Raw genomic sequence first — 24,235 nt, 5'->3', positions numbered from 1 at the left:
AGTGCTTTTTCTATCTTGCCAGTTTCATTTAGCTTATTTTTCAGGCAACAGCCCAATTTATAGTTTGATTAATCAAACAAGTGCGTGTACACACCTTGACTTGCGAATGTGAAATAAATAACGTGCTGCTTGTGAACAAAGTAACATGTAGCGCAGGGTTGTTATTGCGATAATCCTGCTGAAATTATTGAAAATTATTGCAAGGAAGGTTCCCATGTCTGTTGATGCACAGCCCCGCTGGTTTGATGCCCAGGCCATTGGCACAGCTCTGGAAAGGGAAACAGCACCTGACGCCGCAGAGCTTCGGGATATCCTCAACAAGTCGCTTGAATTGCAGCCTTTAACCTTGGCGGAAACGGTCGCCCTCATGCGCGTGCAGGACGGCGTGGGCGTTGGCCGCATTATGGCTGCCGCCGATGAAGTCAAGCAAAAGGTTTACGGGGACCGTATTGTACTTTCCGCCCCCCTGCACATCTCCAACCACTGCGGCAGCGAATGCCTGTATTGCGCCAACCGCAAAAGCAACAAGGCCGTTGAGCGCAAGTACATGACCTCGCCTGAAATGCGCGAGGCAGCCCTCAAGCTCATCCGTCAGGGCCACAAACGTATTTTTCTTGTCAGCGGGCAGTTGCCCAATGCGGATATTGAATATCTGGCCGAGGCCATAAGTATCCTCTACACGGCTTTTGACGGCGTGGGCGAGGTGCACAGCGTCAACGTGAACGTGGGTGCTCTGGAATCGCACGAGTATGCCGCCCTGCTGGAATCGTATGTGGGCACAGTACTGATCTATCAGGACACCTACCACGAGGCCTGCTATCGCGCAGCCCACATCTCTGGCCCCAAGAGTGATTACTATGCCCGGCTGAACGCCGCCGATGTTGCCTTCCAGGCTGGAGTGCCCGACGTGGGCGGCGGCCTGATGCTGGGCCTTGGCCCCTGGCAGTACGATCTGCTGGGTATTGTGCAGCATCAGGCGCATTTGCTGCGGGCCTATGACACCGGCTGCCGCACCCTGAGCCTGCACCGCATGCGTTGCGCCCCCGGCAGCAATATGCAAACGCCCTATCCCGTGAGCGATGCCGACTACCTGCGTTGCGTGGCTATTGCCCGGCTGGCGGTTCCTTACGCGGGCATCATCCTGACCACCAAGGAACCTGCGGGCCTGTGGCGCGATGGCTGTAGCGCGGGCGCTTCGCAATTGCTCACGGGCAGCGTTGCCAATCCCTACGGCAACTGGATCGACAATCCCGAGCACAAGGTTCCCTTCCCCATTGGCGAAGACTGCCATGTGGATGAGGTGGTGCGCTTTCTGCTGGAAGAAGCCCGCCATCTGCCGTCATTTTGCGCGGCTTGCCCCCGTCTGGGGCGCACGGGTGAGGAGTTCCTTTCCATGGTGCGCGAATGCGGCATGAAAAACCAGTGCGGCCCCAACTCTGCGGCTTCGTTCCTGGAATTTCTGCTGCACTATGCCACGCCCTACACGCGTATGATCGGTGAGCAGCTGCTGGCCGAAAAAATGGACAGAATGACCACGGGTGAGCTTGGCGCGGCCAAGAGGCTGCTGACCAAGGTGCGCGCTGGCCGCATTGACGAATTCATTTAACAGACCGCTTGCAGATAAAACCCTCAACGGCAAGCGTACTCTGTTGTTAACGCAAAAAGGCGGGCTTTATGCCCGCCTTTTTGCGTGTTGACGCTGTCAACACAGTCGGAAATCAGGAGCCGGTTGCGGCTTTGCCGCACCGATAGCGACTGGTTTCCGTGTATTCCGCCCGGCGGCTTTGCTGACGCTGGCGGCGCAAATGCCGCAAAGCGGCGTTTGATCAGTATCAGGCGGGCTTCATGCCCGCCTTTTTGCGTATTGACGTCCTAAGGTCGTGTCAGCAGCCTGCTCAACTCCGGCCAGACCAGCCGCCTAGGTAAAGAAAAACCAGGTCAGCAGGGCGAACAGCGGCACAAGAATGCAGAACGACCACAAAATGTAGCCGAAAAATCCGGGCATCCGCACGCCCTGATCTTCCGCAATGGCCCGAACCATAAAATTGGGCGCGTTGCCTATGTAGCTGCATGCGCCCATAAAGACCGCGCCAGCCGAAATGGCCGCCAGAGTTTCGGGCATATGGTGCATGAGCGTTTGCGCATCACCACCAGCAGTGTTGAAAAAGACCATGTAGGTCGGGGCGTTATCCAGAAAGCTGGAAAGAATGCCCGTCAGCCAGAAGTACATGGCATTGACCGGCTGTCCATCGCGCGAGACCAGTTCCACCAGCGGGGCCAGCGCGCCGGAGGTTCCTGCCTTGAGAATGGCCATGGCCGGAATCATACTGACAAAAATGCCAAAGAAGAGTTGAGCCACTTCTTCAATGGGCCCCCATGTAAAACCGTTCAGTTCGCGGCATCTGCGGCTGGTATAGCGCATGGAAAGCCACGCCAGACAGAGCAGAGCGGCATCGCGCAGCACGTTTTGGGCTTCCAGCGGTACGCCGCCCACCGTGGCGATTGTTCCCAGCGGGAACAGGCCGGAAAGCAGCACGGCAGTCACCACGCCCAGCAGAAACAGCAGGTTGATCTTGCCGTCAAGTCCGAGTCTTTCCTGGCTGGGCAGTACCTGCCCCGGCCTCTCTGGCGAAGCGTCGGCAGGGCTGATCGGCGGCACGGGGCGGCCTTCCTTGTTATACAGCACCATGTCCAGAACAAAGTAGATCGCCAGCAGGGCAGTGGAAAGGCTCAGGGTTTTCAAGAACAGGTGCGAGGTTGTCCAGAAAAAGTCCACGCCCTTTAAAAAACCCAAAAACAGCGGCGGGTCGCCCAGCGGCGAGAGCGAACCGCCGATGTTTGCCACCAGAAAAATGAAAAATACCACAGAATGCACACGGTATTTGCGGTGCGCATTGGCCCGCAGCAGTGGGCGCACAAGCAGCATGGCGGCCCCTGTGGTGCCCATCCAGCTTGCCAGCACGGTTCCTATGGCGAGAATGCCCAGATTCACGGGCGGCGTGCCTGTGAGTGAACCTTTAAGGCGCACGCCTCCTGCAACCGTGTACAGCGAAAAAAGGAGTACAAGGAAGGGCACGTAATCCAGCAGGATGATGTGGCAGAATTCATAGAAGGTCACGCCGGGGCCATAGACAGCCAGGCATGGGACAAGAAAGGTGAGCGCCCAGAAAATGGAAATCTTGCCCCGGTGATGTTCCCAGAAAATATGGGCGGTCAGCGGCAGTATGGCTATGGAAAGCAGCATGCCCGCAAAAGGGATGATCCACCATGCGGAGAGGGTGCCGGGAACTGTAAGATGGTCGGCGGCGGCAAGAGCCGTGTAAGGAGTAAGCAGCAGTGCGCTCAGAGCATATGCAGAGAGGCGGAGTAGATTCATGTTGCTCCTGAAAAAAGTGAATGGATTGCAGGCCGATAAGAAAAATCGACCAAGGTTAGTGCGTTGAACATACCCTAACCGGAATTATCCGTCCATCCCGGCAGATCGGCGCACTTGCCTGAATGGCCGTTTTCTGCCACACAAGGGCAGCAATCAATTACATGTGTAAGGAATCAGCCATGCCCAAAGAACCTACGGCACGGCGCAAGGCCCGCTTTCTGGAAGTGCTGAGTCACCGCCAGCCGGACCTTACGCTGGTGCTTGCCAATATCCACGACCCGCACAACGTTTCGGCCATTTACCGCTCGTGTGATGCTTTTGGCGTCAGCCGTGTGCACCTGTATTACACCAACACGGCATTTCCAGCTTTGGGGCGCAAAACATCGGCCTCGGCCCGCAAATGGGTAGAAACCGAGCGCCACAAAACCTGCGAAGGCATGATGGCAGAGCTGCGCGGTCAGGGCATGCAGGTGCTTGCCACCTCGTTTACAGAAAAGGCACGCCCCATGCGTGATTGGGATTTCACCCGCCCCACGGCGGTGATTATGGGCAACGAGCACAGCGGCGTTGAGCCGGAACTGCTGGCTGCCGCCGATGGCGAGCTGTACATCCCCATGTACGGCATGATCCAGAGCTTCAACGTTTCTGTGGCCTCGGCCATTATTCTTGCAGAAGCAGCCCGCCAGCGCGAGGCCGCAGGCATGTACGCCACCCCGCGCTTTGATGAGGCAACTCTCGCAACCCGCCTTGGGGAGTGGCTGGAAAAATAACGATAGCCCGAACTGGCCGATATCCGGCCACGAAAGCCCGGGCCGCCCGCGCGGCGTATGCGGGCGATACTTCGGGCTTCCGCCGCATGTAACTATTCGCCAAGAATAGTCATGAACAATCCCGCGCTGATCTGTCAGGCCTATGCCTTTGCCACTGTTGTACTGTGGTCAACCGCCTATGTGTACACCAAGGTTGCGCTGGCATTTTTTACGCCAGGCCCGCTGGGCCTTGTACGCTGCGCGGTGGCATCGCTGGCTTTTGTTGGCATTTTGCTGGCAAGGGGCAGGGCGCGCGGGGGATTTTTTGTCCCTTCTGCCCGGCATCTGCCCCTGTTTGCTGCGGCAGGGCTGAGCGGCTTCACGCTGTATCTGCTGGCCTTCAATGAGGGTTCCATCACCCTCAACCCCACTACCAACTGCATTGTCATTTCCACGGCTCCCATTCTGACGGCGGCGCTGGCGCGGCTGTTCTTCAGCGAGCGTTTGCCCGTACTGCGCTGGCTTGCGCTTGCGCTGGCATTTGGCGGCGTAGTGGTGATGAACGGCGGCGGGCAGGGATTTATGCTGGCCCCCGGCATGGGCTGGGTGCTGGTGGCCGCAGTGCTTATAAGCCTTTATAATATTACGCAGCGCTCATTGTCGCGACACTACGGCTCCATGGAAATCGCGGCCTGGAGTTTTTTTGCGGGTACACTGTTTTTGCTCTACTGCCTGCCGCAAACCGTGGCCCAGGTGCAGGCTGCGCCCGCCAGCGCGTTGTGGCTTGCGCTTTTTCTGGGGATTTTCCCCAGCGCGGCTGCCTACCTGCTCTGGACCAGAGCCCTTGCCCTGGCCCCGCGCACAAGCCTTGTGACCAACTACATGTTCCTGACGCCTTTTTTGTCCATGCTGCTTGATTTTGCGGTGACTGGCGGCCTGCCCGAGGCCTCTACTTTTGCGGGCGGCGCGATCATCATGGGGGCTTTGGTGCTGTTCAGCCTTGCGGGCAAGCGGGGCTAAACTGCTCTTTTGCTTTCTGGCTGTGTTAGAGAATAAGATAGCACTGTAGGCGTTGCCCAATGCTGAATTTTCACACAAAACAAGGCCCGTTTCTGCTGGAGATTTCCGGCAGAAACGGGCCTTTCCCTTGCGGGAACCCAACCCTGATTTTTACGCTGGGCCGCTAATCGGTGTGCGGCTGCACCAGCTTTTCAAAACTTTTGCCGTTCCACTGAAAGCTTACGTCATTGTCTACCGGAACATGGGCCATGCCCGTACTGGTCCAGAACATGGGCTGCGCCTTGAGGCCGCCAAGGCCAAGGCAGATCATGACCGTAGCCTGAACATCGGGCGGCATTTTGCGGCCCGGGGCAAAAAATGCGCTTATGTCCGGCTCTTGCGGGGTGTCCACCGGCACGGCGCGGCCGGAGGCGTCAACCCGCCATAGCTCAAGGGTGCACACAGCGCCGCCCAGAGTGCCGAATGCGGCAAGTACGGAGCCGTCCGTAGCGTTGCGGAACAGGCGCAGGGCAACGGCTGTATCCCTGAACGGCATGGAGGCGAACACCAGTACGTCTTCCGTTTCTCCGGCGATCTCCCAAAATTCCGAATGCCCGGCAGAAAGCAGTTTCTGCTTTTCCTGCGGGCTCAGACCTTCAGGAGTGTTTTCAAAAATACTTTCAGGCAGCAGTGTAAAGATACTGCGGGCGGTGACTTCGCTTTCGGCGGCCCGGACAGAATCCGACAGTGCGGCAAGCAACAGAACAATCAGTAAACAATGTATATGACGCGGCATACATCCTCCCGCAGACAGATGGTTGCAGAAACAGACGTGCTGTAAAAATTTTTATACCGCTTTCGGCAAGGCTTGTCCATGCACGCAGGCAAAGGATTGCGCGATTCGGGCAGATGGCGGCGCGGTCGCGCGGCGGAGAGCGCATTTTGTAGCGGCGGGGCGCACAAAAATACGCTGGCTCTGCCCTTGCCAATGCCCCTTGGGCCGCTTACATATGCTTTCATGAACACAAGCAAGCCCTGCATCCACATCGAAAAGGCCCGCCAGCACAATCTCAAGAACATCAGCCTGGATATCCCCCGCGACGAGCTGGTGGTGATTTGCGGCCCCTCAGGTTCCGGCAAATCAACGCTGGCGTTCGACATCGTGTACGCCGAAGGCCAGCGCCGCTATGTGGAATCGCTGTCTGCCTACGCCCGCCAGTTTTTGCCCCAGATGGACAAGCCGGATGTGGAAAAGATCGAGGGGCTTTCGCCCGCCATATCGCTTGAACAGCAGAGCGTTTCGCGCAATCCGCGTTCAACCGTGGGAACGGTCACGGAAATTTACGACTTTCTGCGCGTATTTTTTGCCCGGCTTGGGCGCATGTATTGCCCCCAGTGCGGGCGGCCCATCGAGGCCCGCGCCGCAGATGAAATCATTGGCGATATCATGGCCCTGCCGCAGGGCACCAAGTTTATGGTCATGGCTCCGCTGGTGGAACTTCAGAAGGGCACGCATCAGGACAAGTTTAAAAAGCTCAAGGCCGAAGGCTTTGCCCGCGTGCGTGTCAACGGCGAGTTTTATACGCTGGACGATGTGCCCACGCTGGACAAGAACAAGAAGCACTCCATTGACCTTGTGGTTGACCGCCTGGTGAACAAGGAGGGCATTCGGGGACGTCTGGCCGATTCTGTTGAGCTGGCCCTGCGCTATGGAGAGGGCCGCCTTGTGCTGCACGAGCCGGACAAGGCCGCCGCAGGGCAGGATGCAGACACCGTGCATTCCACCACTTCGGTGTGCGCGCACTGCCGTATTTCTCTGCCTGCTCCCAGCCCGCAGCTGTTTTCGTTCAACGGGCCGCAAGGGGCCTGCCCGCGTTGCGTGGGCCTCGGCGGGGTGGACTATTTTGAGCCGCGCCTCATTGCGCCAAACATGGGGCTTTCGCTGAATACTGGCGCACTGCTGCCCTGGGCTACGGATAAAATGTTCAGCCGCTATGAGGACGCCCTCAAGGCTCTGGGCAAGCGCTTCAAATTTCAGCTCTCCACGCCGCTGGAGCAGTTTAGCGAAGACGCGCTTTCCGCCCTTTTTTACGGCGAGGATGAACAGGGACGCCCCGCACGCGCCTCATTGGGCCTGCGCCGCAACTGGATGGGCGGCAGCGTTGCCCTTGGCGCTGGCGGCGATTATCAGAGCGAGCATTTTTCTGATGCCCTGCGTACGCAGGGACAGGTGGGCGTGAGCGAAAAACGCTGGCCCGGCGTTATCCCCCTGCTTGAAAGCGGCATGCAGTACGGCGATGCCTGGCGCGAAGCCCTGTCTCGTTTTCGGCAGACAATGGACTGCCCCGACTGCCACGGAGCACGCCTGAACACCAACGCGCTTTCCGTGCGGGTGGACGATCTGAATATCGCGCAATTCTGCAACCTTTCGGTTGAGCGCGCTCTGGAATGGCTGGAAAAACGTGAGTTTACGGGGCGGCATGTGGTCATTGCCGAGCCGCTCATGAAGGAACTGACCCACCGCCTGTCGTTCATGCGCAGCGTGGGGCTTGAGTATCTTTCGCTGGGGCGTTCCATGTCCACGCTTTCGGGCGGCGAGGCCCAGCGCATCCGGCTGGCATCGCAGCTCGGTTCGGGCCTTGTGGGCGTCACCTACGTGCTGGACGAACCCTCCATCGGCCTGCATCCGCGTGACAACGAGCGGCTGCTGGGAACCCTGCGTTCGCTCCAGGCGCGTGGCAATACCGTGCTTGTGGTGGAGCATGACGAGGCCACCATCTGCGCGGCGGATACGGTCATTGAACTTGGCCCTGGCTCTGGCTCTCAGGGCGGCGAAATCATGTTTCAGGGGCGGGTGGACGACCTGCTTGGCAAGGCGGACACGCTCACTGCCCGCTATCTGCGCGGCGATGACGTGATCGCCCTGCCGGACGAGCGGCGTGAAGGGCAGGGGGCGCTGGTCATGCACGGCATCACCACCAACAACCTGCGCGATATTGACTGCCGCATCCCCTTGGGCGTGCTGACCTGCGTGACCGGGGTTTCCGGCTCCGGCAAAAGTTCGCTTGTGGTGGATACGCTCTACAAGCATGTGGCCCTGAACCTTGGCCTGCGCGTGGATCAGCCCGGCACCATCGGCGGGCTGGAATACGAAAAAGGCTCTGCGCCTGTGGAACGTATTGTAGCCATTGACCAGACGCCCATTGGGCGCACGCCGCGTTCCAACCCCGCCACTTACACCAAGATTTTTGACGAAATTCGCAATATTTTTGCCATGACGCAGGACGCCCGCAAACGCGGCTACAAGCCGGGGCGTTTCAGCTTTAACGTGCGCGGGGGCCGTTGCGAAGCCTGCGGCGGCGATGGGCAGATTCGCGTTGAAATGCACTTCTTGCCCGACGTGTACGTGACCTGCGACGTTTGCAAGGGCAAGCGCTATAACCACGAAACCCTTGAAGTGCGCTACAAGGGGTTGAACATCGCCGAGGTGCTCGACCTCACCGTGCATCAGGCCCGCCAGCTCTTTGAAAATTATCCTTCGCTGGAGCGCCGCCTTGCCGTGCTGGAAGAGGTGGGGCTGGAATATCTGCGGTTGGGGCAGCCTGCCACGACGCTCTCTGGTGGCGAAGCCCAGCGCATCAAAATTTCGCGCGAGCTTGGCAAGCGGTCCCTGCCGGGAACCATGTACATTCTTGACGAGCCGACCACGGGCCTGCACATGCACGAGGTGGGCAAGCTCATCAAGGTGCTGCATGCGCTGGTGGACAGAGGCGCCAGCGTGGTGGTTATCGAGCACAATACGGACATGATTCTGGCATCCGACCATGTGCTGGATATGGGGCCCGGCGGCGGCGAAAACGGCGGGCAGATCGTCTCTGCCGGAACGCCAGAGGCCATTGTGGCTGACCCCAATTCCGTCACCGGGCGCTTCCTCATGCAGGAGAGGCTGGACAGGCTCAAGCGACGCAAATAGGCAGAATTGCCTTGCGACACATACAAAAAACCCGGAGAAATCCGGGTTTTTTGTATGTGTCGTCAGCGGGTGCGAGGGAGCAGACAAAGGGGAAGCTTGGCATGTAAAAGCCCCGGCACATGGTACAGGCCAGGGCCGGGGCTGAGCCGGTTCGCACTCTGCCAACATGACGAACCGGAGGAGGGGGCATGCGGGGTCGGAAGCCTTGGCTTTGCTCTCTATTTTTTGGGGTCAAATTTCAGTCTTTTGCTTTCAAGACGTTGCGCCTCTGCATCGTTGGGGGTGCAGCCGCATGAGCTTTTTTTGCCATCTCCGCAGCCTCCATCGCAACAGCCGCATTTGCCCTTGCTGACCGCCGTATAAATTCTGCGGCCAAAGTAATATGCAGCCGCAATTATGCACAATATGACGATAACCAGTTGAATATCCATGTCTTTACCTCTTGTTTCCCCCAAAGTTCCTTGCGTCGCAGGGAGGATGTGCAAATAGTCTGCCCTTGAAGAAAATGAATGTCAACTTCATTTGAATGAGCCATAAAAAATATTTGCCATGTGCGGAAAGCATACGCCTGGTCACAAAGGAATAAAAAAGGGCTGCCCAAGGGCAGCCCGAAAAAATCGCTAAAGCTCAAATTGTGAGCCCTAGTCGTCCTTGGCGGCTTTGTCGCGGCAATCCTTGCAGATGCCGTACAGGTTGTGCACATGGCCGCGCAGCTTGAAACCGTATTTTTCGGCCATTTCGCGCTGGAGTTTTTCAATACGCGGATCGCATATTTCCACAATCTTGCCGCAGTCAAGGCAGACAAGGTGATCGTGATGGCTGTCTGGCTTGGCAATTTCATAGCGGGTGATGCCGTCGCTGAAGTGAATTTCCATGGCAAGGCCAGCATCGCAAAGCAGCTTGAGCGTGCGGTACACGGTGGTCTGACCGATGCCGGAATCGCGCTTGATCACGTGCTGATAAAATTCTTCAAGTGAGTGGTGCCCGGGCAATTCAAAGAAAGCCTCGGCTATGATGCGGCGTTGGGATGTGGTGTTCAGGCCTTTGCGGTTCATAAAATCCAGAAATTCCGAAAGACCGGCATTATTTTGTTGCGTTGTCATATATATGCCCACCCCCGAATAACAAGTGTGCGTTTGTTAAAACTGTCGATGCGGCCAAGGCTTGCAGTCGCCAGCATGTAGGGTACCTTTTGGCCTAAAAAAAGGCAAAAAGCAATGCAGCGGCTAAAAGGCGGCTGCGCACTGTTTTACTGCCCTGCAAGCTATGGTAGGGTTGTGGTGCGTGGAGAGCAAGGGCGTGTGCGGAAAAAAGAGATTTTTCAGCCGTAATTTCTTGACAGATTAAATAGGATTGAATACTGTTTTCAAAACGAAGTTGCAGCAACCTCTGCCGGAGCGTGATGCTTCGCCATAAGGATACAATCATGGGAAATCTCATCAATAAAGCGGTTGAACCTTTCAACGTGAAGGCTTTTCACGGTGGAGAGCTGAAAACGGTTACCGAAGCAGATATCAAGGGTCACTGGTCCATCTTCTTTTTCTACCCTGCCGACTTTACCTTTGTGTGCCCCACGGAGCTGGAAGACCTTGCCGACAATTACGAGCAGTTCAAAAAGCTCAATTGTGAAGTCTATTCTGTCTCCACCGACAGCGCCTTTGTGCACAAAGCCTGGGCCGATGCCTCGCCCAGCATTGCCAAGATTCACTATCCCATGCTGGCAGACTGCGCCGGAACGCTCTCCAACGCGTTCGGTGTCATGATTGAAGGCGCAGGGCAGGCTTTGCGCGGCAGTTTTCTGGTAAATCCCGAGGGCGTCATCAAGGCCTATGAAATCCACGACACGCCCATTGGCCGCAATGTTGAAGAACTGCTGCGCAAGCTGGAAGCCGCGCAGTTTGTGGCCGAACACGGCGATCAGGTGTGCCCCGCCCGCTGGAAGCCCGGCAGTGCCACCCTTAAGCCCGGACTTGATCTTGTAGGCAAGATCTAGGCAGAGATTTTTCCACGCAGACACAGCGCCTTTCCCTTTCTCTTCCTCCAATGCCCTCCTCAGGCAACCCCGCTAAAAGAGGCCAGCACGCAAGTGTTGGCCTCTTTTGACGTGTGGGCTTTGCCGCGCGGCGGTGTGGAGGAAGGAAAGGCAGGGCTGTTTGGGTGCGAGGGGGGAGCCTGTCGAGCGTATTTACGCAAACCCGACTTTTTTGGCCTGACGGCGTTAAAATCCTGTTTTTGATGCTCACGTACTTGAGTACGCTGCGCTCAAAAACAGGATTTTTCCTTGTCAGGCCAGAAAAATGCGTATTTTGCAAATTCGCCCAACACCAGCCATCGCCTCCGCATGCGCTCCGGCGAGTATAAGGAAGGCAACCCCACGACCAACTTTTGATGGAGGCCGGATTTTTCTGACTCTTAAATTTTTCGTCTGGTTAGGGCTGAATGATTATTGGCATTACCACAAGTAACTTATCGATATAGTGCATATTTTTATGTCGTGCTTGGCCCTGTTTTTGTGGCTACTGAAATTTCAGAAGCTACGGGAAAAAGTACGAAGCCATTCCCTAAACAAGGAGATAACTAGTGGTATTTGGCTGAAACGGACTCGCATTCAAAGCGAAAGCGTCCTCTGGCATTAACGCGGCGCGGAGGGAGATCACCTGAGCACGCGGAGCGAGCGAAGGAAGCTCCCCGCAGCAGATGCCGCGTTGCCCTCGTCATGCTAAGGAATTTGGAAAGCCCTTTTAGGGGGTGCTTCGGGGGGGATGCAAGGGGGGCCGAGAAGGGGGCGTAGCCCCATAACCGGCCCCACCTTGCCGCGCGCCGCGCAGGCGTCCCAAGCTCCGCCGGAGGGCGGAACCCCGCGCCCGCAGGGCAGCAAATATTCACAACACCACGCCGGTAAGGCGAAATCGCTCGCCGCGCAGGCACCCCAAAAAAGAGGCCAGCACTCTCGCGCTGACCTCTTTCAATTGCAACGCACCGTGCGTTGGCAATGGCGATCCTTTTTAAGCCATGGGCTTGAGAGAATTGTTGTAAATGCGCGCTACGCGTTCCCGCGTGCCTTCCACAGGCGCAACGGAAATGAGCAGGCCCAGCGAAGGGGTCTGTTCCACCAGATCACAAAACTTGTCCACGTCAGCGGCGGTCACGCCGAGGTCTTCAAGCTTTTGCGGCACGCCCACACTGGCAAGCCACTGCTCCACAGCCTTGGCGGCCTGCGGAGCTTCTTCCGGCAGGCCCTTGAGGCCGGGGGCCAGGGGCGCAAGAATGTGCGCCAGCACATCGGGCCGCGCGGGGTAGCATTCCAGGATGACTGCGGGCAGCAGAACGGCAAGCCCAAGACCGTGCGACAGGTCGGGGCTGACGGCGCTCAGGGGGTGCTCAAGCGCATGCGTGAAGTGCAGCAGACCGTTATCAAAAGCCACGCCCGCCTGCATGGCGGCGTAGCACAGCTGGTAGCGGGCCTTGAGATCGCCGGGATCGGCAAGGGCGGCAGGCAGCCACTGATGCACAAGCCGGATGGTCTCTGCCGCAAGCGAAATGGCAAAGGGGTTGGTGACAGTGGTGGTGGCGGCTTCCACCACATGGTTGACGGCGTCAATGGACACATAACGCGTCTGGTCGGGCGAAAGCCCGGTCATGAGCGCGGGATCGTCAATGGCAAAGCGGGGATAAATGCAATCGTAAGCAATGGCGGGCTTGTAGTTCAGCTTGGTCACAGTTGCCACGGCAAAGCGGTTCACTTCGCTGCCGGTGCCGTGGGTGAGGTTGATGGCAATGATGGGCAGGGCCACTTGCGGCGTAAAGCGGTAGCAGTACAGATCATCACCAGTCTTGCCGGGATTCGCCAGCAGGATGGCGGCGCTCTTGCCGCAGTCGATGGGGCTGCCGCCGCCTATGGCCAGCACTGCGCCTGCATTGGCGGCACGGCCCAGGGCTGCGGCCTCGTCCACGCTGTCGGTGGTGGGGTTGGGGGTAACGCGGTTGTAGAGCGCCAGTGTAACACCGTGCTTTTGGGCAGCGGCTTCAACCTTGTCCCAAGCGCCGGTTATTTTGTATGAGCGCCCGCCGCAAACGCAGAGTATTGACGTGATGCCCTCGCTCTTAAGCTGGGCGAGGATATCGTCTATTTTATCAATGGCTCCAGCGCCCAGATAGGTTGTTGTCTTAACGCGAATTTCCCGCACATTTTTGTAATCGGCAGCTTGATCCCACATATGATCCTCCAGAGTGCTATGGCACGTATCCGCCGCGAGGGCGGGTTGATTGAAATTTTGTTATTTTTTTCACATGAAATGTTTATAAAAACTTTCAGGCAGATAGTAAAGCTCTTTGAGCGCACAAACATTTTTTCACGCAAATTTGATAAGCGGGAGAAGCCGGAGGCGGTATGCGGAATGTACGCTGCACAGCGCGTCGAGGACTTCGCGGGGAGAGGCGTTCCAGAGTGTGCGGAGCCGCCATCAGGATTTATGGCAAGTAGCCACATGCTGCACACTGAGGCAAAAAAGGAGGCTCCCTTGCGGGGGCCTCCTTCAGTAAATCAGGGAAACTGCTCGGTAAGGATTTATTAAAAATCCTTGGCGTAAATGCGGGCAGACAGGATTTCGCCCGCCTTACGCGAGCATTTCAGGTCTTAATTGCTTAATGCCCGCGCAGCATCTTGACGGAGCAGAACTTGCCGCACATGGCGCAGACTTCTTCTGTCTTGTGGTCTTCGCGGCGTTTTTCGAGCATCTGCGGGTCAAGGGCTGCCTTGGACATGGCTTCCCAATCCAGAGCCTTGCGGGCGGCGTTCATGGCAGCCTCGCGGGCAACTGCGGCGGGGCGGCCAAGGGCCACTTCGCCCACATGGGCGGCCACGCGCGAGGCCATGACGCCAGCGCGCACGTCCGCCTCGTCAGGCAGGGTAAGGTGTTCGGCAGGGGTGAGGTAGCACAGAAAGTCCACGCCAGCCTCAACACCCATGGCGCCGCCGATGGCTCCGGCAATGTGGTCATAGCCAGGGGCGCTGTCGCAGCACAGGGGGCCGAGCACGTACAGGGGAGCATTGTTGGTCAGGCGCTTGATGCCCTGAATCTGGGTGCGCACCTGATTGAGCGGCACATGGCCGGGCCCTTCAATCATGCATTGCACGCCGCGTTCAAGGGCGTATTTGGCAAGCTGGCCCAGGTTGATGACTTCTTCCCACTGGGCGGCATCGCCCGCGTCCACGCCCGCGCCGGGGCGCAGGCCGTCGCCCAGCGAAAGGGTGACGTTGTAGGGGCGGCAGATGTCCAGCAGACGGTCGTAGTATTCCAGCAGCGGATTTTCGCGATTGTTCTCAAGCATCCAGCGGGCGAGCATGGAGCCGCCACGCGAAACAATGCCCAGCACGCGGTTGTTCTTGACGGCCATTTCCGCGCCGCGCTTGGAAAGGCCGCAGTGCACGGTGATGAAGTCCACACCCTGCTCGGCCTGCTTGGCGATTTCGGCAAACAGCGCATCGGGCTGCATGGTGGCGATATCCAGCTCCGCGTCCAGAATCTGCTGGCCCACGGCATAGAGCGGCACGGTGCCGAGCGGCAGGGGGCAGGCCTTGAGCATGCCAAGGCGCAGGGCGTCAAGGTCGCCCGCGATGGAAAGATCCATCACGGTGTCGGCTCCGGCATCAAGGGCAGCCTTGATTTTGCGTTCTTCCGTAGCGGGGCAGTTGCACAGGGGCGAAGTGCCGATGTTGGCGTTCACCTTGATGCGCGAGGGCTGGCCCACAAGAATGGGCTTGAGGTTGGGATGCGCGGGGTTGCCCAGCAGCACCATTGTGCCCGCCTCAATGGCTTCAACAATGGATTCCGGGGCGAGTTGTTCTTCCTCGGCCAAATTGGTGAGGTGTTTGTCCAGCAGGCCGCTCAGAGCGGAATTCTGCGAACGAAAAGATGCAGACATGGTTGTGCCTCGCGGGTTGCGACGCAGGGCGCAAAAAAAGCCACAAGCAGCGGAACAGCGTCGTGGCCGCGGCTTCCCTACGGCAGTGCGAACTGCGTCAGGTTCATAGGGTCTGGGTTTATCCCACTCTCAGCCGCCAAACCTTGCGATCCGCGGCTCCCCTAGCACTGGTTAAATGAATACTCCGTATGCCATCTGCTGTAAAGCCCGCCTTGCCGTGCCTTGCATTTACCTGTTCCGGCTGGCATAGACGGGCTATGGCAAGAAAACGTTTTTTGAGTCCCTTCACCTGGCCGGTGTTGTCATTCCTCGCGGTTATCATTGCAGGGTCTGTGCTGCTCGGCCTGCCTGCGAGTTGGGCTACGGGCCAGAGCATCAGCCCCATAGACGCCTGCTTTCTCGCAACCTCGGCTGTCTGCGTTACCGGTCTTTCGCCGCTGGACATAAGCGAGGTGCTCAGCCCTTTCGGCAAGGGGGTGCTGCTGTGCCTCATCCAGACAGGCGGGCTGGGGGTAATGACCTACACAAGCATCATTTTTCTGCTGTGGCGCAATAACGTGCCCTTCAACAGCCGCGAGGCCGTGAGTCAGGCCTTGTTGTGGGGTGATTTTAGCCTTGCCTCTTTTTTGCGGCAGGTGCTTGGGCTGGTTTTAGGCATTGAGGCTGTGGCCGCATTTCTGCTCTGGCTGCACGACCCTGTATTTTTCTACCCATTCAGCGCCGTATTCCACGCTGTTTCAGCCTTCTGCAATGCTGGCTTTGCCTTGAGCACAACCAATCTGGCTCTTTTTCGGGACGACGTGGTCGTCAATGCCGTTATTGCGGCCAGTGTGGTGCTGGGCGGCATAGGCTTTGGCGTGCTGCGGGAATTTCTGGGAATCTGCACGGGGGGGCGCATGGGCGCGCCTGTGCAACGCCTCAGTCGTTTCAGCCGTCTGGTGGTCAAAACAAGCCTCTTGATTATTGTTCTCGGCTGGGTGGTCATGTTCGCCATCGAGTTCTGGCGGGGGAGCGTACCGAGAACTGTGGATGGATGCGCCGATCTTGCCATCACGATGTTTTTTCATTCGGTGGTGGCGCGTACTGCAGGCTTCAGTTCCATTGACCTCGCCGTACTGGGTGATGCCACCCTGCTTGTGTTGATAGCCCTGATGTTTATCGGCGGCGGCCCCGGTTCGTGCGCTGGCGGCATCAAGGTTGTGACCTTTCGCGTACTTGCGGGCTACATTGCCGCACAGTTCCGGGGTGACAGCCAGATTGTACTTGAAGGGCGCGGCGTGTCGGCAGAGAACGTCAGTCGGGCGCTGACCCTGTTTTTTGCCTACTCCATGTTGGTGGGGATTTCTGTCTTTCTGCTTGCCATCACGGAAGGCGACGTTATTGCCGGAGCAGGCTCGCAGGCCGCGCCCTTTTTACGCCTGCTGTTTGAAGAAGTTTCGGCTCTCGGCACCGTGGGGCTTTCGGTCAATCTGACGCAGGATTTGAGTTCTGCGGGCAAGGGAATCATAATTTTCAGCATGTTTGCGGGCCGGGTGGGCATTTTGAGCCTGCTCATGGCGGTGCAGAGCTTGCGGTCAAAAAAGGCCTACAGCGTGGCAGAGGCCCAACTTCCCATTGGGTAGGCGGGCTTGCCCGGTCGTGGTCTGACGGTCAGAGAGGTATTTATGGCGGAAAAGAAACTGGAAATCGGCGTTATCGGCCTTGGCAAATTTGGCCTGCGCATGGCCTCCACTCTGGTATCGCTGGGGCATACCGTGCTTGGCATTGATATGTCCGAGGCCAGGGTGCAAAGGGCGGAAGAAGCGCTGGATACCGTATACAAGGCCGATGCCACCAATATTGCCGTACTGCGGTCGCTGCACGTGCAGGATCTGGATTGGGTTGTGATCAGCGTTGGGGAAAGCGTGGAACAGTCGCTGAGCATCACCCTCAACGTGCAGGAGCTGAACGGCCCCAAGATATGGGTCAAAGCTTCCAACGAAGAACACAAAAAAATTCTGCAACGCCTGCACGTTACCCGTGCCATGGTGCCGGAAACCGAGGCTGCCGTCATGGCGGCCCACCAGTTGACCCACCCCGGCATGCTCGACCTTATCCCCAAGTACGGCGGCATTGCCATTCAGGAACTGCGCGTGGATGCGTGGGACGGTAAAACACTGATAGAATTGAACCTTATACAGCAGTTCAATGTTATGGTCATGGGTATTCGTCCGGCGGGAAAAAACGCCTTTGTTTTTGTGCCGCCCGCAACAACGGTTTTGCACAAGGGTGATTCGCTGGTTGTGGCGGGAAAGGCCGATTCCATGCGCCAACTGAAACCCTGAGCCCGTCAAACCGGGCCCAGGATTTATCCCTGAGCTGACCAGATTGCCGGATGCACAAACAGTACGGCCTTCCCCTGAACTGGAGAAGGCCGTTTTTGTTTGCTTGTTATCCCTGACGGGCGGGGCGCGGTTTGCCCACATAGAAAATGAACGCGCCCAGCATGACGATGACAGCTCCGGACAGGGCGCTTTTTTCTGCACCGGAAAAGGCGATGAGGCAGAACATGCAAGCGCCGAGCGATGCCGCAACCTTGAGCCATGCGGCCCGGTTGCGCAGGCCATACCTCTTGAGCAGCGCCAGAGCAGAGTAATAATAGGCCGGGAGCGTCAGCAGCACTGCCACGCTGGTAATGCTGTTGAACAAATCCTGAGTGTCGCCGGAGCGGCTGACAATCATCATCAAAAGCAGCATGGCGCTCATCATGCAGGCTGAAAGAATCAGCCCTGCCACGGGCTGACCCTTGGCGTTTTTTCTGCCAAAGATGGGCGGCAGGGTGCCGTCCTGCGCGGCGCGGCAGCCAGCGTTGGAAACAAGCATTATCCATGATCCCAGTGAGGCCAGGCAGGCAAATGCGGTCACTGCCGAAACCATGTCCGGCACCAGGTGGGCCAGGGGCAGCCCTGCGCAGATATGCCCCATTGCCAGCGAAAAGGGCGCGCCGGATTCCGCCATCTGCTTTGCGGGAAACATGCCCGATATGGCCGTGCAGGAAAGTATGTACACAAGCCCGGCCAGAGCAGTGCCAATGAGGGTGGAAAGCGGAATGTTGCGCTTGGGGTTTTCTACTACCGCAGTATTCACCGAGGCGCTTTCAATTCCTATAAAGCTCCAGATGCAGAGCACAACGGCGCTCATGACGGAGCTGCCCGCAGGTTTGCCCCCGGCGAGCCAGTTGGCGGAAAACACCGCAGGGTCAAAATACAGCCAGCCCACAGTGCCCGTAATAAATACGGGGATCAGCAGCAGGACGACTCCAATGGAAACAAGCCTGCCTATCCAGGCCGCGCCCAGAATGTTCACGCCTGTGAATATCCAGATGAGGGCCAGCGATGCGAAGCCTGCCCACAGGGGATGCTCCAGCGCGGGAAAGAATACCGAAAGATAATCCACGCCAGTTATGGCTACGGCCAGATTGCCTATCCAGTTGGCGTGGTAATAGAGCAGGCCCGTCTGATAGCCCAGCTCCGGCCCGATCTCGTTGGCATAGGCAAGGGGGCCGCCCTCCTGCGGGTCTTCCATGCCCAGACGGGCAAACACATAGGCCAGGCCCATGGCTCCCAGAATGGCCACCAGCCAGCCAATGACCGATATACTGCCGATGCCCGCAAGGTTGGCGGGCAAAAGAGCAATGCCAGACCCCATCATATTGCCCGCCACCACAGTGGTGCAGGCGAAAAGGCCAAGTTTCTTTGTGCCGGGCGTGGTCATGGCTGTTGTCCTTTTTGCTGCGGTTAAAAAACGCTCCCCGGCGTTTCGGGGCAAAAATCAGCGGGCGTAGTTACTTTTTTACGCACAATACACTGAAGTATTTTTTGCCGTCGCGTTCTATGCGTTCTACGCCGTGGATGTCGCTTTCATAACCGGGAAAGGCATTTTCAAAGTTCTGGCGCGCCTCAAGATAGGCAAATATGGGTTCCGCAATCTCGTTCATGATTTCGCCGCCCATCATGACGGGAATGCCTGGCGGATAGGGCACAATCATGACAGCCGGAACGCGCCCGCGCAGGTCGGCCAGTTCCACATATTCCACATTGTGGCGCACCACTTCATGGTAGGCCTCCGCAGGCCGCATGACCTGATCGGGGATGCCCTGAAAGGCTGCCTGCATCTTGTCCAGCAGCTTGTGCTCGCGGAAGTGCCTGTGGATGGCGTTGCTGTGATCTCTGAGGCCAACGCCCTTGTATGTTTCAGGAAAAGCGGCGTAGAGATCAGGCAGGGCAACGCTCAGCGGGGCATTGGCGTCATAGAGCTGTTTGAATTTGAGCAGGCCCGAGATGAGCGCCCCTTCCTTGGCCTTGGTGGTGCCGATGGAGTTGAGCAGCAAAAAGGAATAATAGTCGGTTTTTTCGCACACCACGCGGTGCCGGATCAGGTAGTTGGTGACAATGGCAGCAGGAATGCCCGTATCCGCCATTGTGCCGTCTTCCGCAAGGCCGGGCGTGATGAAGGTCAGCTTGATGGGGTCAAGCATGACGTAATCCGGCTCAATATCGTCAAAGCCGTGCCAGTTGTTGGCGCTGTCCAGTACCCAGGGGAGCTGGCTTTCTGCCAGATATTCGGCGGGCACTTCCAGGAAGTCATGCATGCCCTTCTGGTAAGGAACCCTTCTGGGCTGCCACATGCTGAAGAACCAGTCGCCCCTGGCGGTCATTTCCCGCTCCATGAGGGTGATCTTGCGGCGGATGCGAACGGCCTCGGCAATGGTGTCGTGCAGCAGCACCTCGCCGTCGTCGTCCATCATCTTGGTGGCCACATCAAGTGAAGCGATCATGTTGTATTGCGGCGATGTGGAGCCGTGCATCATATAGGATTCATTGAGTTCATCGCGGTTGATCCGTACATGCGTGCCGTGCTTTACGTGCAGCATGGAGGCCTGTGAAAAGGCCGTGAGCAGCTTGTGGGTGGACTGTGAACAGAAAATGGGCGGATGATCGGCCACATTGTCGGCATCCGTCATGCCATAGTGGTTCTCATACATGGGGCTGAAACGGGCGTAGGCGTACCATGCCTCGTCAAAGTGCAGGTTATCCACGCTCTTGCGAAGCTGCTTCTTGATGTTGGTTACGTTGTAGCACAGCCCGTCATAGGTGGAATTGGTGAGGGCGGACATCTTGACCCGGCTGCTTTTCAGCTCGTCAGGAATCAGTTTGTTGGCGGCGATTTTTTTGTGGATGCTTTTTTCTGAAAATTCCGAAAGCCTGCACGGCCCGATGATGCCGCGCCGGTTGCGCCGTGGCGTCATATACACGGGGTAGGCCTCGGTAATGACCATGGCGTAGTTGAGGGATTTGTGACAGTTGCGGTCAACAAAGGCTATGTCGTCGCGCAGTACCTGACTGCGCCAGATGATCTGGTTGACGTTGGAGGTGCCGTTGAGCACATAAAAAGTTATGTCCGCCCCAAAGACTCTGGCGGAATTTTCTTCCGCATCGCCAACCGGGCCGTTGTGGTCAAGCAGGGAGCCAAGCTCGGGCACGGAAATGGAAAGGTCGGCGCGAAAGACGTTTTCGCCAAAAAACTTGTGCATGGCCACGCCTGCGGGGCTTTTGAGAAAACCCTCGCCGCCCATGTGGCCGGGCGTGTGCTAAGCGTATTTGTATTCATTGGCGTAGCGGGCCATGCCGCCGAAAAAGGCCGGATACACCGTTTGCAGGTAATCGCTGACCAGCACTTCAATGCGTCCGGCCAGAAAATCCACGGTATCTGTTATCTTCCAGATGCAGTCGTCCACTTTGGAAAGAACATCCGTGGGCAGATTTTCCAGCTCGGAATGGTCAGTGAGCAGCACGACCGGGATGGTTTTGTTGCGCTGACGGATGCCCTCAAGCAACTCTGCTGCCGTTGCCTGCTCGCCGGGGTCTTCGCACTGTATGTCCCAGTCTATTATGACAGTTCCAAGGTCTGCGCGGGATGCAAAAATATTTATTGCGTCTTCATATCGCAGGGATATGAGAACAGAGCAGCCTTTGTTTTCCACAAGCTGTTTCTTCAGCTCGCGCAGTCTGCAACCTTCATCTGTTGCCGCATCAAATTCACCAGAAACAATCAATACAGGCCATTCATGCTTGTCTATGGGCATTGGCGCGCTCCTTACCATTACAGCGGCAAGTAGAGGGTGTGCGCAGCAGGGAATGCCTGCGCATGATGAAGCTGTGCTGTGCAGATTGAATGCCTATCTATCTGTTTGTCTTTTATCGCTCAAAGTATAAACTTTGTCCATTTGTGTTTAGCCGGGGTTCACTGAAAATTGTACATTTTAGGCGAGGATTTGTGCAATGCTCTGGCGTAATCTTGCAGCAATCTTTGAATATTCTTTATGTAATGCAACGATTGCGCAGTGGCGGCTGGCGCAATATCTGGCGAAATGGGCGGGTAAGATGGTCAGTCTGTCGGCAGGATTGCACATGGCTTGTGCGCGGGGCGAGGCTTGGGGAAAATCAGCGGATGGGGGAGGCGTCTTCGCCGGGCAGTGCCCACCAGGGCAAGCCCCGCCATGCGGCATTGAGCGCCTTTTCATGCGCGGGCCATTGGGGCGAAAAGCGGGCAAGCTCCTCCCGGTAGGCCGGGGAATGATCCATATGGCGCAAGTGGCACAGCTCATGCCAGCACAAGTGCTCCAGCAGCGGGGCAGGCAGAAGCAGAGCGCGCCAGTTGAGGCTGATGCGCCCCTCGGGGCATGCAGGCGCGAGGGGTGAGCCGCCTTGGGCAAAGGAGGGGGCCGCGTCATATGTAACGGGCATGGGCGGAGTGGAAAAAAAGTTGCGGATGCGCGTGGTGAGCTGTTCCAGCGATCTGGTGCGGCCAAAAGCCCCTTGCGGCAGTTTTGACCGCTGCGCTCCGGGCTGAGGGGTGTGCCCCCTGCGCAGACGGGAGCAACTGCCCCAGCGTCCGCTCTGGTCCCGCACGCTCACACCCGCAAGGGCAAATCCTTCCGTTGTCGCAAGCTGTTCCAGATACGGCGGCAGCAGGCGGGCTGCTTTTTTGCGGCACCACTGGCGCAGGGCCTGCGCGCATAAGGATATGTCATCTACGGCGCCGTACAGGCGCACCTGATCCGCGCTTTCCACCAACAGCAAACGCCGTGCGCCGTTGGCAACCTGCACTGTGGCGGTTTTGCCGGTTTGCGCCGTGGCGGCTTTGCGGCCTGCCGCCATATCGCCACCGGGTACAACGGCAAAAAATTCGCCCGTGAGCGGCAGGGTGATACTGGGCGGCAACTGGGGGGCGGGAACCCTGCGCAACAGGGTTGCGCGGGCGCGCTCCAGCCAGGGCAAGAAGAGCGGCAAGCTTGATTGAAGCTGTGCTGGTCCCATGCTCAGCGGGATAGTCAGCACAAGGCCGCCTCGAGGCGTAAGCGACAGTTTTGCCCTGCGGGCACGGGTTGAGAGGCGCACCGACGCCGTTAGGCGCGTGCCGTCGGTCAGGGGAAATTCTACCGTGGCAGGCAGATCGTGCAGAGGGGCGGCAGGGACTTTGCGGGCAGGCATACGCCAAAGCTGCCATAGGAGGTAAAGGCTGTAAAGACTGCCTGCGGCATGGTTGTTGCTCTACTACCTGCGGAAAGGTGCATCCGGCAGGTTTTGCCGGGTGCAAACCCGTTGGGCAGCCGCACCCAGGGTTTCTGTGGGGGAGCCACTATTAAAAATGATGCGGCATTTCGCAGCTAAGATTACTGCGGGGGGCGTCATATGAGTACAACAGGGATTGGCAATCTGTTGGGTTCCAGCAGCGCAGAGGCTGTTTACAAGGTTGGTCTGGGGTCGAATACCATCCGCACGCGCAGTGATTCGTCCGATTCAGGCGACACCGTTGATATTTCTGATGAAGCCAAGAAGCTTTTTTCTGAAAAAATCCACATGTACGACAAGGGTTCGTCCACGGCCACGCCTTCGCAATCAGCGGAAAGCAAGGACGAAACCTCTGCCGAAACTGCCGATGGTGAAACCGGCGAAGCCGGTGGAGGAGGTTCGACCAAGGCCGGTGGCGCTGGCGGCGGTGGCGGTAACGGCAGTTCTTCTGATCCTACCGAGAAGATCAAAAAACAGATTGAGTCCCTGAAGAGCCAGCTTTCCAGCCTGGCCAGCCATGCTGGCAGCGGCAGCAGCACGGCGGTGGAAAGTAAAATCCAGTCGCTCGAGGCGCAGATTGCAGCTCTCGAAGCACAGCTTGCCGAAGCAGAGTCGACTTCTGCTTGACATAGGAATGATTCCTGATTAGACTGGTTCAACAAGAGGGGCACTTTTGCTCATGCCCTTTTTTGCCGTTGCGCCAATAGGCGCGCAGCCACCAATCATTCCAAGGAGAAGACGCTATGAAATCGCTGAAAGGCAGCCAGACGGAAAAAAATATTCTTACAGCCTTTGCTGGTGAATCTCAGGCGCGTAACCGCTATGACTACTTTGCCGGGCGGGCCAAGAATGACGGTTTTGTGCTGGTGCAGGAAATTTTTGTAGAAACTGCCTTGCAGGAAAAAGAACACGCCAAGCGCCTGTTCAAGTTTCTTGAAGGCGGAGATGTAGAAATCACGGCGGCGTACCCTGCCGGGGTCATCGCTGATAGCGAAGCCAACCTTATCGCAGCCGCCAGTGGTGAAAACCACGAGCACACCGTCATGTATCCTGAATTTGCGGCTACGGCAGACAAAGAAGGTTTTTCTGAGGTTGCTGCCGTCATGCGCCAGATTGCCGTTGCCGAGGCCTACCATGAAAAGCGTTTTCTTACGCTTGCCAAGGATATCAAGGAAGGGCGCATGTTCATGCGCACCAAGCCCACGGTATGGCGTTGTCTGAATTGCGGCTGTCTTGTGGAGGGTGACCACGCTCCCGAGATGTGCCCCGCCTGTGCGCATCCCAAGGCCTACTTTGCCGAGCTCAACTACACGTTCTAGGCGGCATGGGTTCCGGGAGAAGTTGTCGTGCCCTTTTATGAGCACGGGTGACGGCACGGAATGTGCGCCAGAGAAACGCGCCGGATAGAATGGTATTTTGCCCGTAACGACCTTAATTATTATCTATTGATCTCAGTCGAGCTGCGTCGACCACAAACGCCAGGCCTTTGGGGTCTGGCGTTTTTTTTTGTATGTAGAAACCCCCCCGCTAGGCGGGGGGTTCCGTAGCATGTCAGCAAAACTCCTTTTGATTTGTTACAACAACTTGCGGTCTGGCAACT

The 24,235-nt window shown here is 57.5% G+C and carries 21 protein-coding genes, 1 pseudogene and 1 riboswitch; of the genes and pseudogenes, 10 read left to right on the top strand and 12 right to left on the bottom strand.

Going from position 1 to position 24,235, the window contains the following annotated elements:
• Positions 1-214 precede the first annotated feature (214 nt).
• Positions 215-1,606 (top strand): radical SAM protein, encoded by a 1,392-nt coding sequence (locus tag QZ383_RS10765; protein WP_291445361.1) that lies wholly within the window; start codon positions 215-217, stop codon positions 1,604-1,606.
• A gap of 312 nt (positions 1,607-1,918) precedes the next feature.
• Here QZ383_RS10765 and QZ383_RS10760 read toward each other — a convergent pair whose 3' ends face one another.
• Positions 1,919-3,376 carry a sodium:proton antiporter gene (locus QZ383_RS10760; protein WP_291445360.1) on the bottom strand — a complete coding sequence of 486 codons (1,458 nt, stop codon included), beginning with the start codon at positions 3,374-3,376 and terminating at the stop codon, positions 1,919-1,921.
• 179 nt (positions 3,377-3,555) lie between these two features.
• Between QZ383_RS10760 and QZ383_RS10755 the strand changes: the two genes are divergently transcribed.
• Entirely contained in the window at positions 3,556-4,146 is a 591-nt protein-coding gene (locus QZ383_RS10755; RefSeq protein WP_291445359.1) for an RNA methyltransferase, read from the top strand.
• A 111-nt stretch (positions 4,147-4,257) separates the two neighbouring features.
• A complete protein-coding gene (locus tag QZ383_RS10750; protein WP_291445356.1) occupies positions 4,258-5,145 on the top strand; it encodes a DMT family transporter in 888 nt (295 codons plus the stop codon).
• 163 nt (positions 5,146-5,308) lie between these two features.
• On the opposite strand, the gene QZ383_RS10745 is transcribed toward QZ383_RS10750, so the two are convergent.
• A complete protein-coding gene (locus QZ383_RS10745; protein ID WP_291445355.1) occupies positions 5,309-5,920 on the bottom strand; it encodes a hypothetical protein in 612 nt (203 codons plus the stop codon).
• A gap of 222 nt (positions 5,921-6,142) precedes the next feature.
• Between QZ383_RS10745 and uvrA the strand changes: the two genes are divergently transcribed.
• Entirely contained in the window at positions 6,143-9,097 is a 2,955-nt protein-coding gene (gene uvrA, locus QZ383_RS10740) for an excinuclease ABC subunit UvrA (protein ID WP_291445353.1), read from the top strand.
• Between the two features lie 218 nt (positions 9,098-9,315).
• Here the strand turns inward: uvrA and QZ383_RS10735 are convergent, their stop codons facing one another.
• The 3 genes from QZ383_RS10735 to QZ383_RS10725 all read right to left on the bottom strand — a co-directional run bounded on the left by QZ383_RS10735 (position 9,316) and on the right by QZ383_RS10725 (position 10,525).
• Positions 9,316-9,528, bottom strand: coding sequence for a hypothetical protein (locus tag QZ383_RS10735; protein WP_291445351.1), 213 nt, complete (start codon positions 9,526-9,528; stop codon positions 9,316-9,318).
• Between the two features lie 210 nt (positions 9,529-9,738).
• On the bottom strand, positions 9,739-10,200 hold the full coding sequence (locus QZ383_RS10730) for a transcriptional repressor (protein WP_192113301.1): 462 nt from the start codon (positions 10,198-10,200) through the stop codon (positions 9,739-9,741).
• A 94-nt stretch (positions 10,201-10,294) separates the two neighbouring features.
• A complete protein-coding gene (locus QZ383_RS10725; protein ID WP_291445349.1) occupies positions 10,295-10,525 on the bottom strand; it encodes a hypothetical protein in 231 nt (76 codons plus the stop codon).
• On the opposite strand from QZ383_RS10725, the gene ahpC reads away from it, so the two are divergent.
• Complete coding sequence (gene ahpC / locus QZ383_RS10720) at positions 10,524-11,090, top strand: alkyl hydroperoxide reductase subunit C (protein ID WP_291445348.1); 567 nt, start codon at positions 10,524-10,526, stop codon at positions 11,088-11,090. The two genes, QZ383_RS10725 and ahpC, sit on opposite strands and share 2 nt — an antisense overlap.
• Before the next feature lie 1,012 nt (positions 11,091-12,102).
• On the opposite strand, the gene QZ383_RS10715 is transcribed toward ahpC, so the two are convergent.
• Positions 12,103-13,314: an iron-containing alcohol dehydrogenase gene (locus QZ383_RS10715; protein ID WP_291445345.1), complete on the bottom strand. Its 1,212-nt coding sequence runs from the start codon at positions 13,312-13,314 to the stop codon at positions 12,103-12,105.
• 18 nt (positions 13,315-13,332) lie between these two features.
• Between QZ383_RS10715 and QZ383_RS10710 the strand changes: the two genes are divergently transcribed.
• Positions 13,333-13,671 carry a hypothetical protein gene (locus tag QZ383_RS10710; RefSeq protein WP_291445343.1) on the top strand — a complete coding sequence of 113 codons (339 nt, stop codon included), beginning with the start codon at positions 13,333-13,335 and terminating at the stop codon, positions 13,669-13,671.
• A gap of 70 nt (positions 13,672-13,741) precedes the next feature.
• Here QZ383_RS10710 and thiC read toward each other — a convergent pair whose 3' ends face one another.
• Positions 13,742-15,022 carry a phosphomethylpyrimidine synthase ThiC gene (gene thiC, locus QZ383_RS10705; RefSeq protein WP_192113305.1) on the bottom strand — a complete coding sequence of 427 codons (1,281 nt, stop codon included), beginning with the start codon at positions 15,020-15,022 and terminating at the stop codon, positions 13,742-13,744.
• Between the two features lie 57 nt (positions 15,023-15,079).
• Positions 15,080-15,195: riboswitch (TPP riboswitch) on the bottom strand.
• 84 nt (positions 15,196-15,279) lie between these two features.
• Between thiC and QZ383_RS10700 the strand changes: the two genes are divergently transcribed.
• Both QZ383_RS10700 and QZ383_RS10695 read left to right on the top strand, forming a co-directional pair.
• Positions 15,280-16,644: a potassium transporter TrkG gene (locus tag QZ383_RS10700; protein WP_291445342.1), complete on the top strand. Its 1,365-nt coding sequence runs from the start codon at positions 15,280-15,282 to the stop codon at positions 16,642-16,644.
• A gap of 42 nt (positions 16,645-16,686) precedes the next feature.
• Positions 16,687-17,346, top strand: a complete 660-nt coding sequence (locus QZ383_RS10695; protein WP_291445341.1) for a TrkA family potassium uptake protein — start codon at positions 16,687-16,689, stop codon at positions 17,344-17,346.
• Positions 17,347-17,452: 106 nt separating this feature from the next.
• Here QZ383_RS10695 and QZ383_RS10690 read toward each other — a convergent pair whose 3' ends face one another.
• The 5 genes and pseudogenes from QZ383_RS10690 to QZ383_RS10670 form a co-directional block, all read right to left on the bottom strand.
• Positions 17,453-18,775: an amino acid permease gene (locus QZ383_RS10690; protein ID WP_291445339.1), complete on the bottom strand. Its 1,323-nt coding sequence runs from the start codon at positions 18,773-18,775 to the stop codon at positions 17,453-17,455.
• Between the two features lie 70 nt (positions 18,776-18,845).
• On the bottom strand, positions 18,846-19,391 hold the full coding sequence (locus QZ383_RS10685; protein WP_291445555.1) for a hypothetical protein: 546 nt from the start codon (positions 19,389-19,391) through the stop codon (positions 18,846-18,848).
• A pseudogene (locus QZ383_RS10680) lies at positions 19,368-20,639 on the bottom strand (hypothetical protein); the annotation flags it as partial. The gene QZ383_RS10685 and the pseudogene QZ383_RS10680, both read right to left, overlap by 24 nt.
• 12 nt (positions 20,640-20,651) lie before the next feature.
• Positions 20,652-21,146, bottom strand: coding sequence for an Orn/Lys/Arg decarboxylase N-terminal domain-containing protein (locus QZ383_RS10675; protein ID WP_291445337.1), 495 nt, complete (start codon positions 21,144-21,146; stop codon positions 20,652-20,654).
• Positions 21,147-21,504: 358 nt separating this feature from the next.
• Complete coding sequence (locus tag QZ383_RS10670; RefSeq protein ID WP_291445335.1) at positions 21,505-22,554, bottom strand: YgjP-like metallopeptidase domain-containing protein; 1,050 nt, start codon at positions 22,552-22,554, stop codon at positions 21,505-21,507.
• Positions 22,555-22,755: 201 nt separating this feature from the next.
• Between QZ383_RS10670 and QZ383_RS10665 the strand changes: the two genes are divergently transcribed.
• On the top strand, positions 22,756-23,262 hold the full coding sequence (locus tag QZ383_RS10665; RefSeq protein ID WP_291445333.1) for a FlxA-like family protein: 507 nt from the start codon (positions 22,756-22,758) through the stop codon (positions 23,260-23,262).
• Positions 23,263-23,378: 116 nt separating this feature from the next.
• Complete coding sequence (rbr, locus tag QZ383_RS10660; RefSeq protein ID WP_192113312.1) at positions 23,379-23,954, top strand: rubrerythrin; 576 nt, start codon at positions 23,379-23,381, stop codon at positions 23,952-23,954.
• Positions 23,955-24,235 lie beyond the last annotated feature (281 nt).

It is taken from the genome of Desulfovibrio sp., assembly GCF_019422935.1.
In the GTDB taxonomy this organism is placed as follows: domain Bacteria; phylum Desulfobacterota; class Desulfovibrionia; order Desulfovibrionales; family Desulfovibrionaceae; genus Desulfovibrio.
The sequence above is the reverse complement of the archived record's forward strand: the minus strand, read 5'-3'. Positions and strand labels throughout refer to the sequence as shown.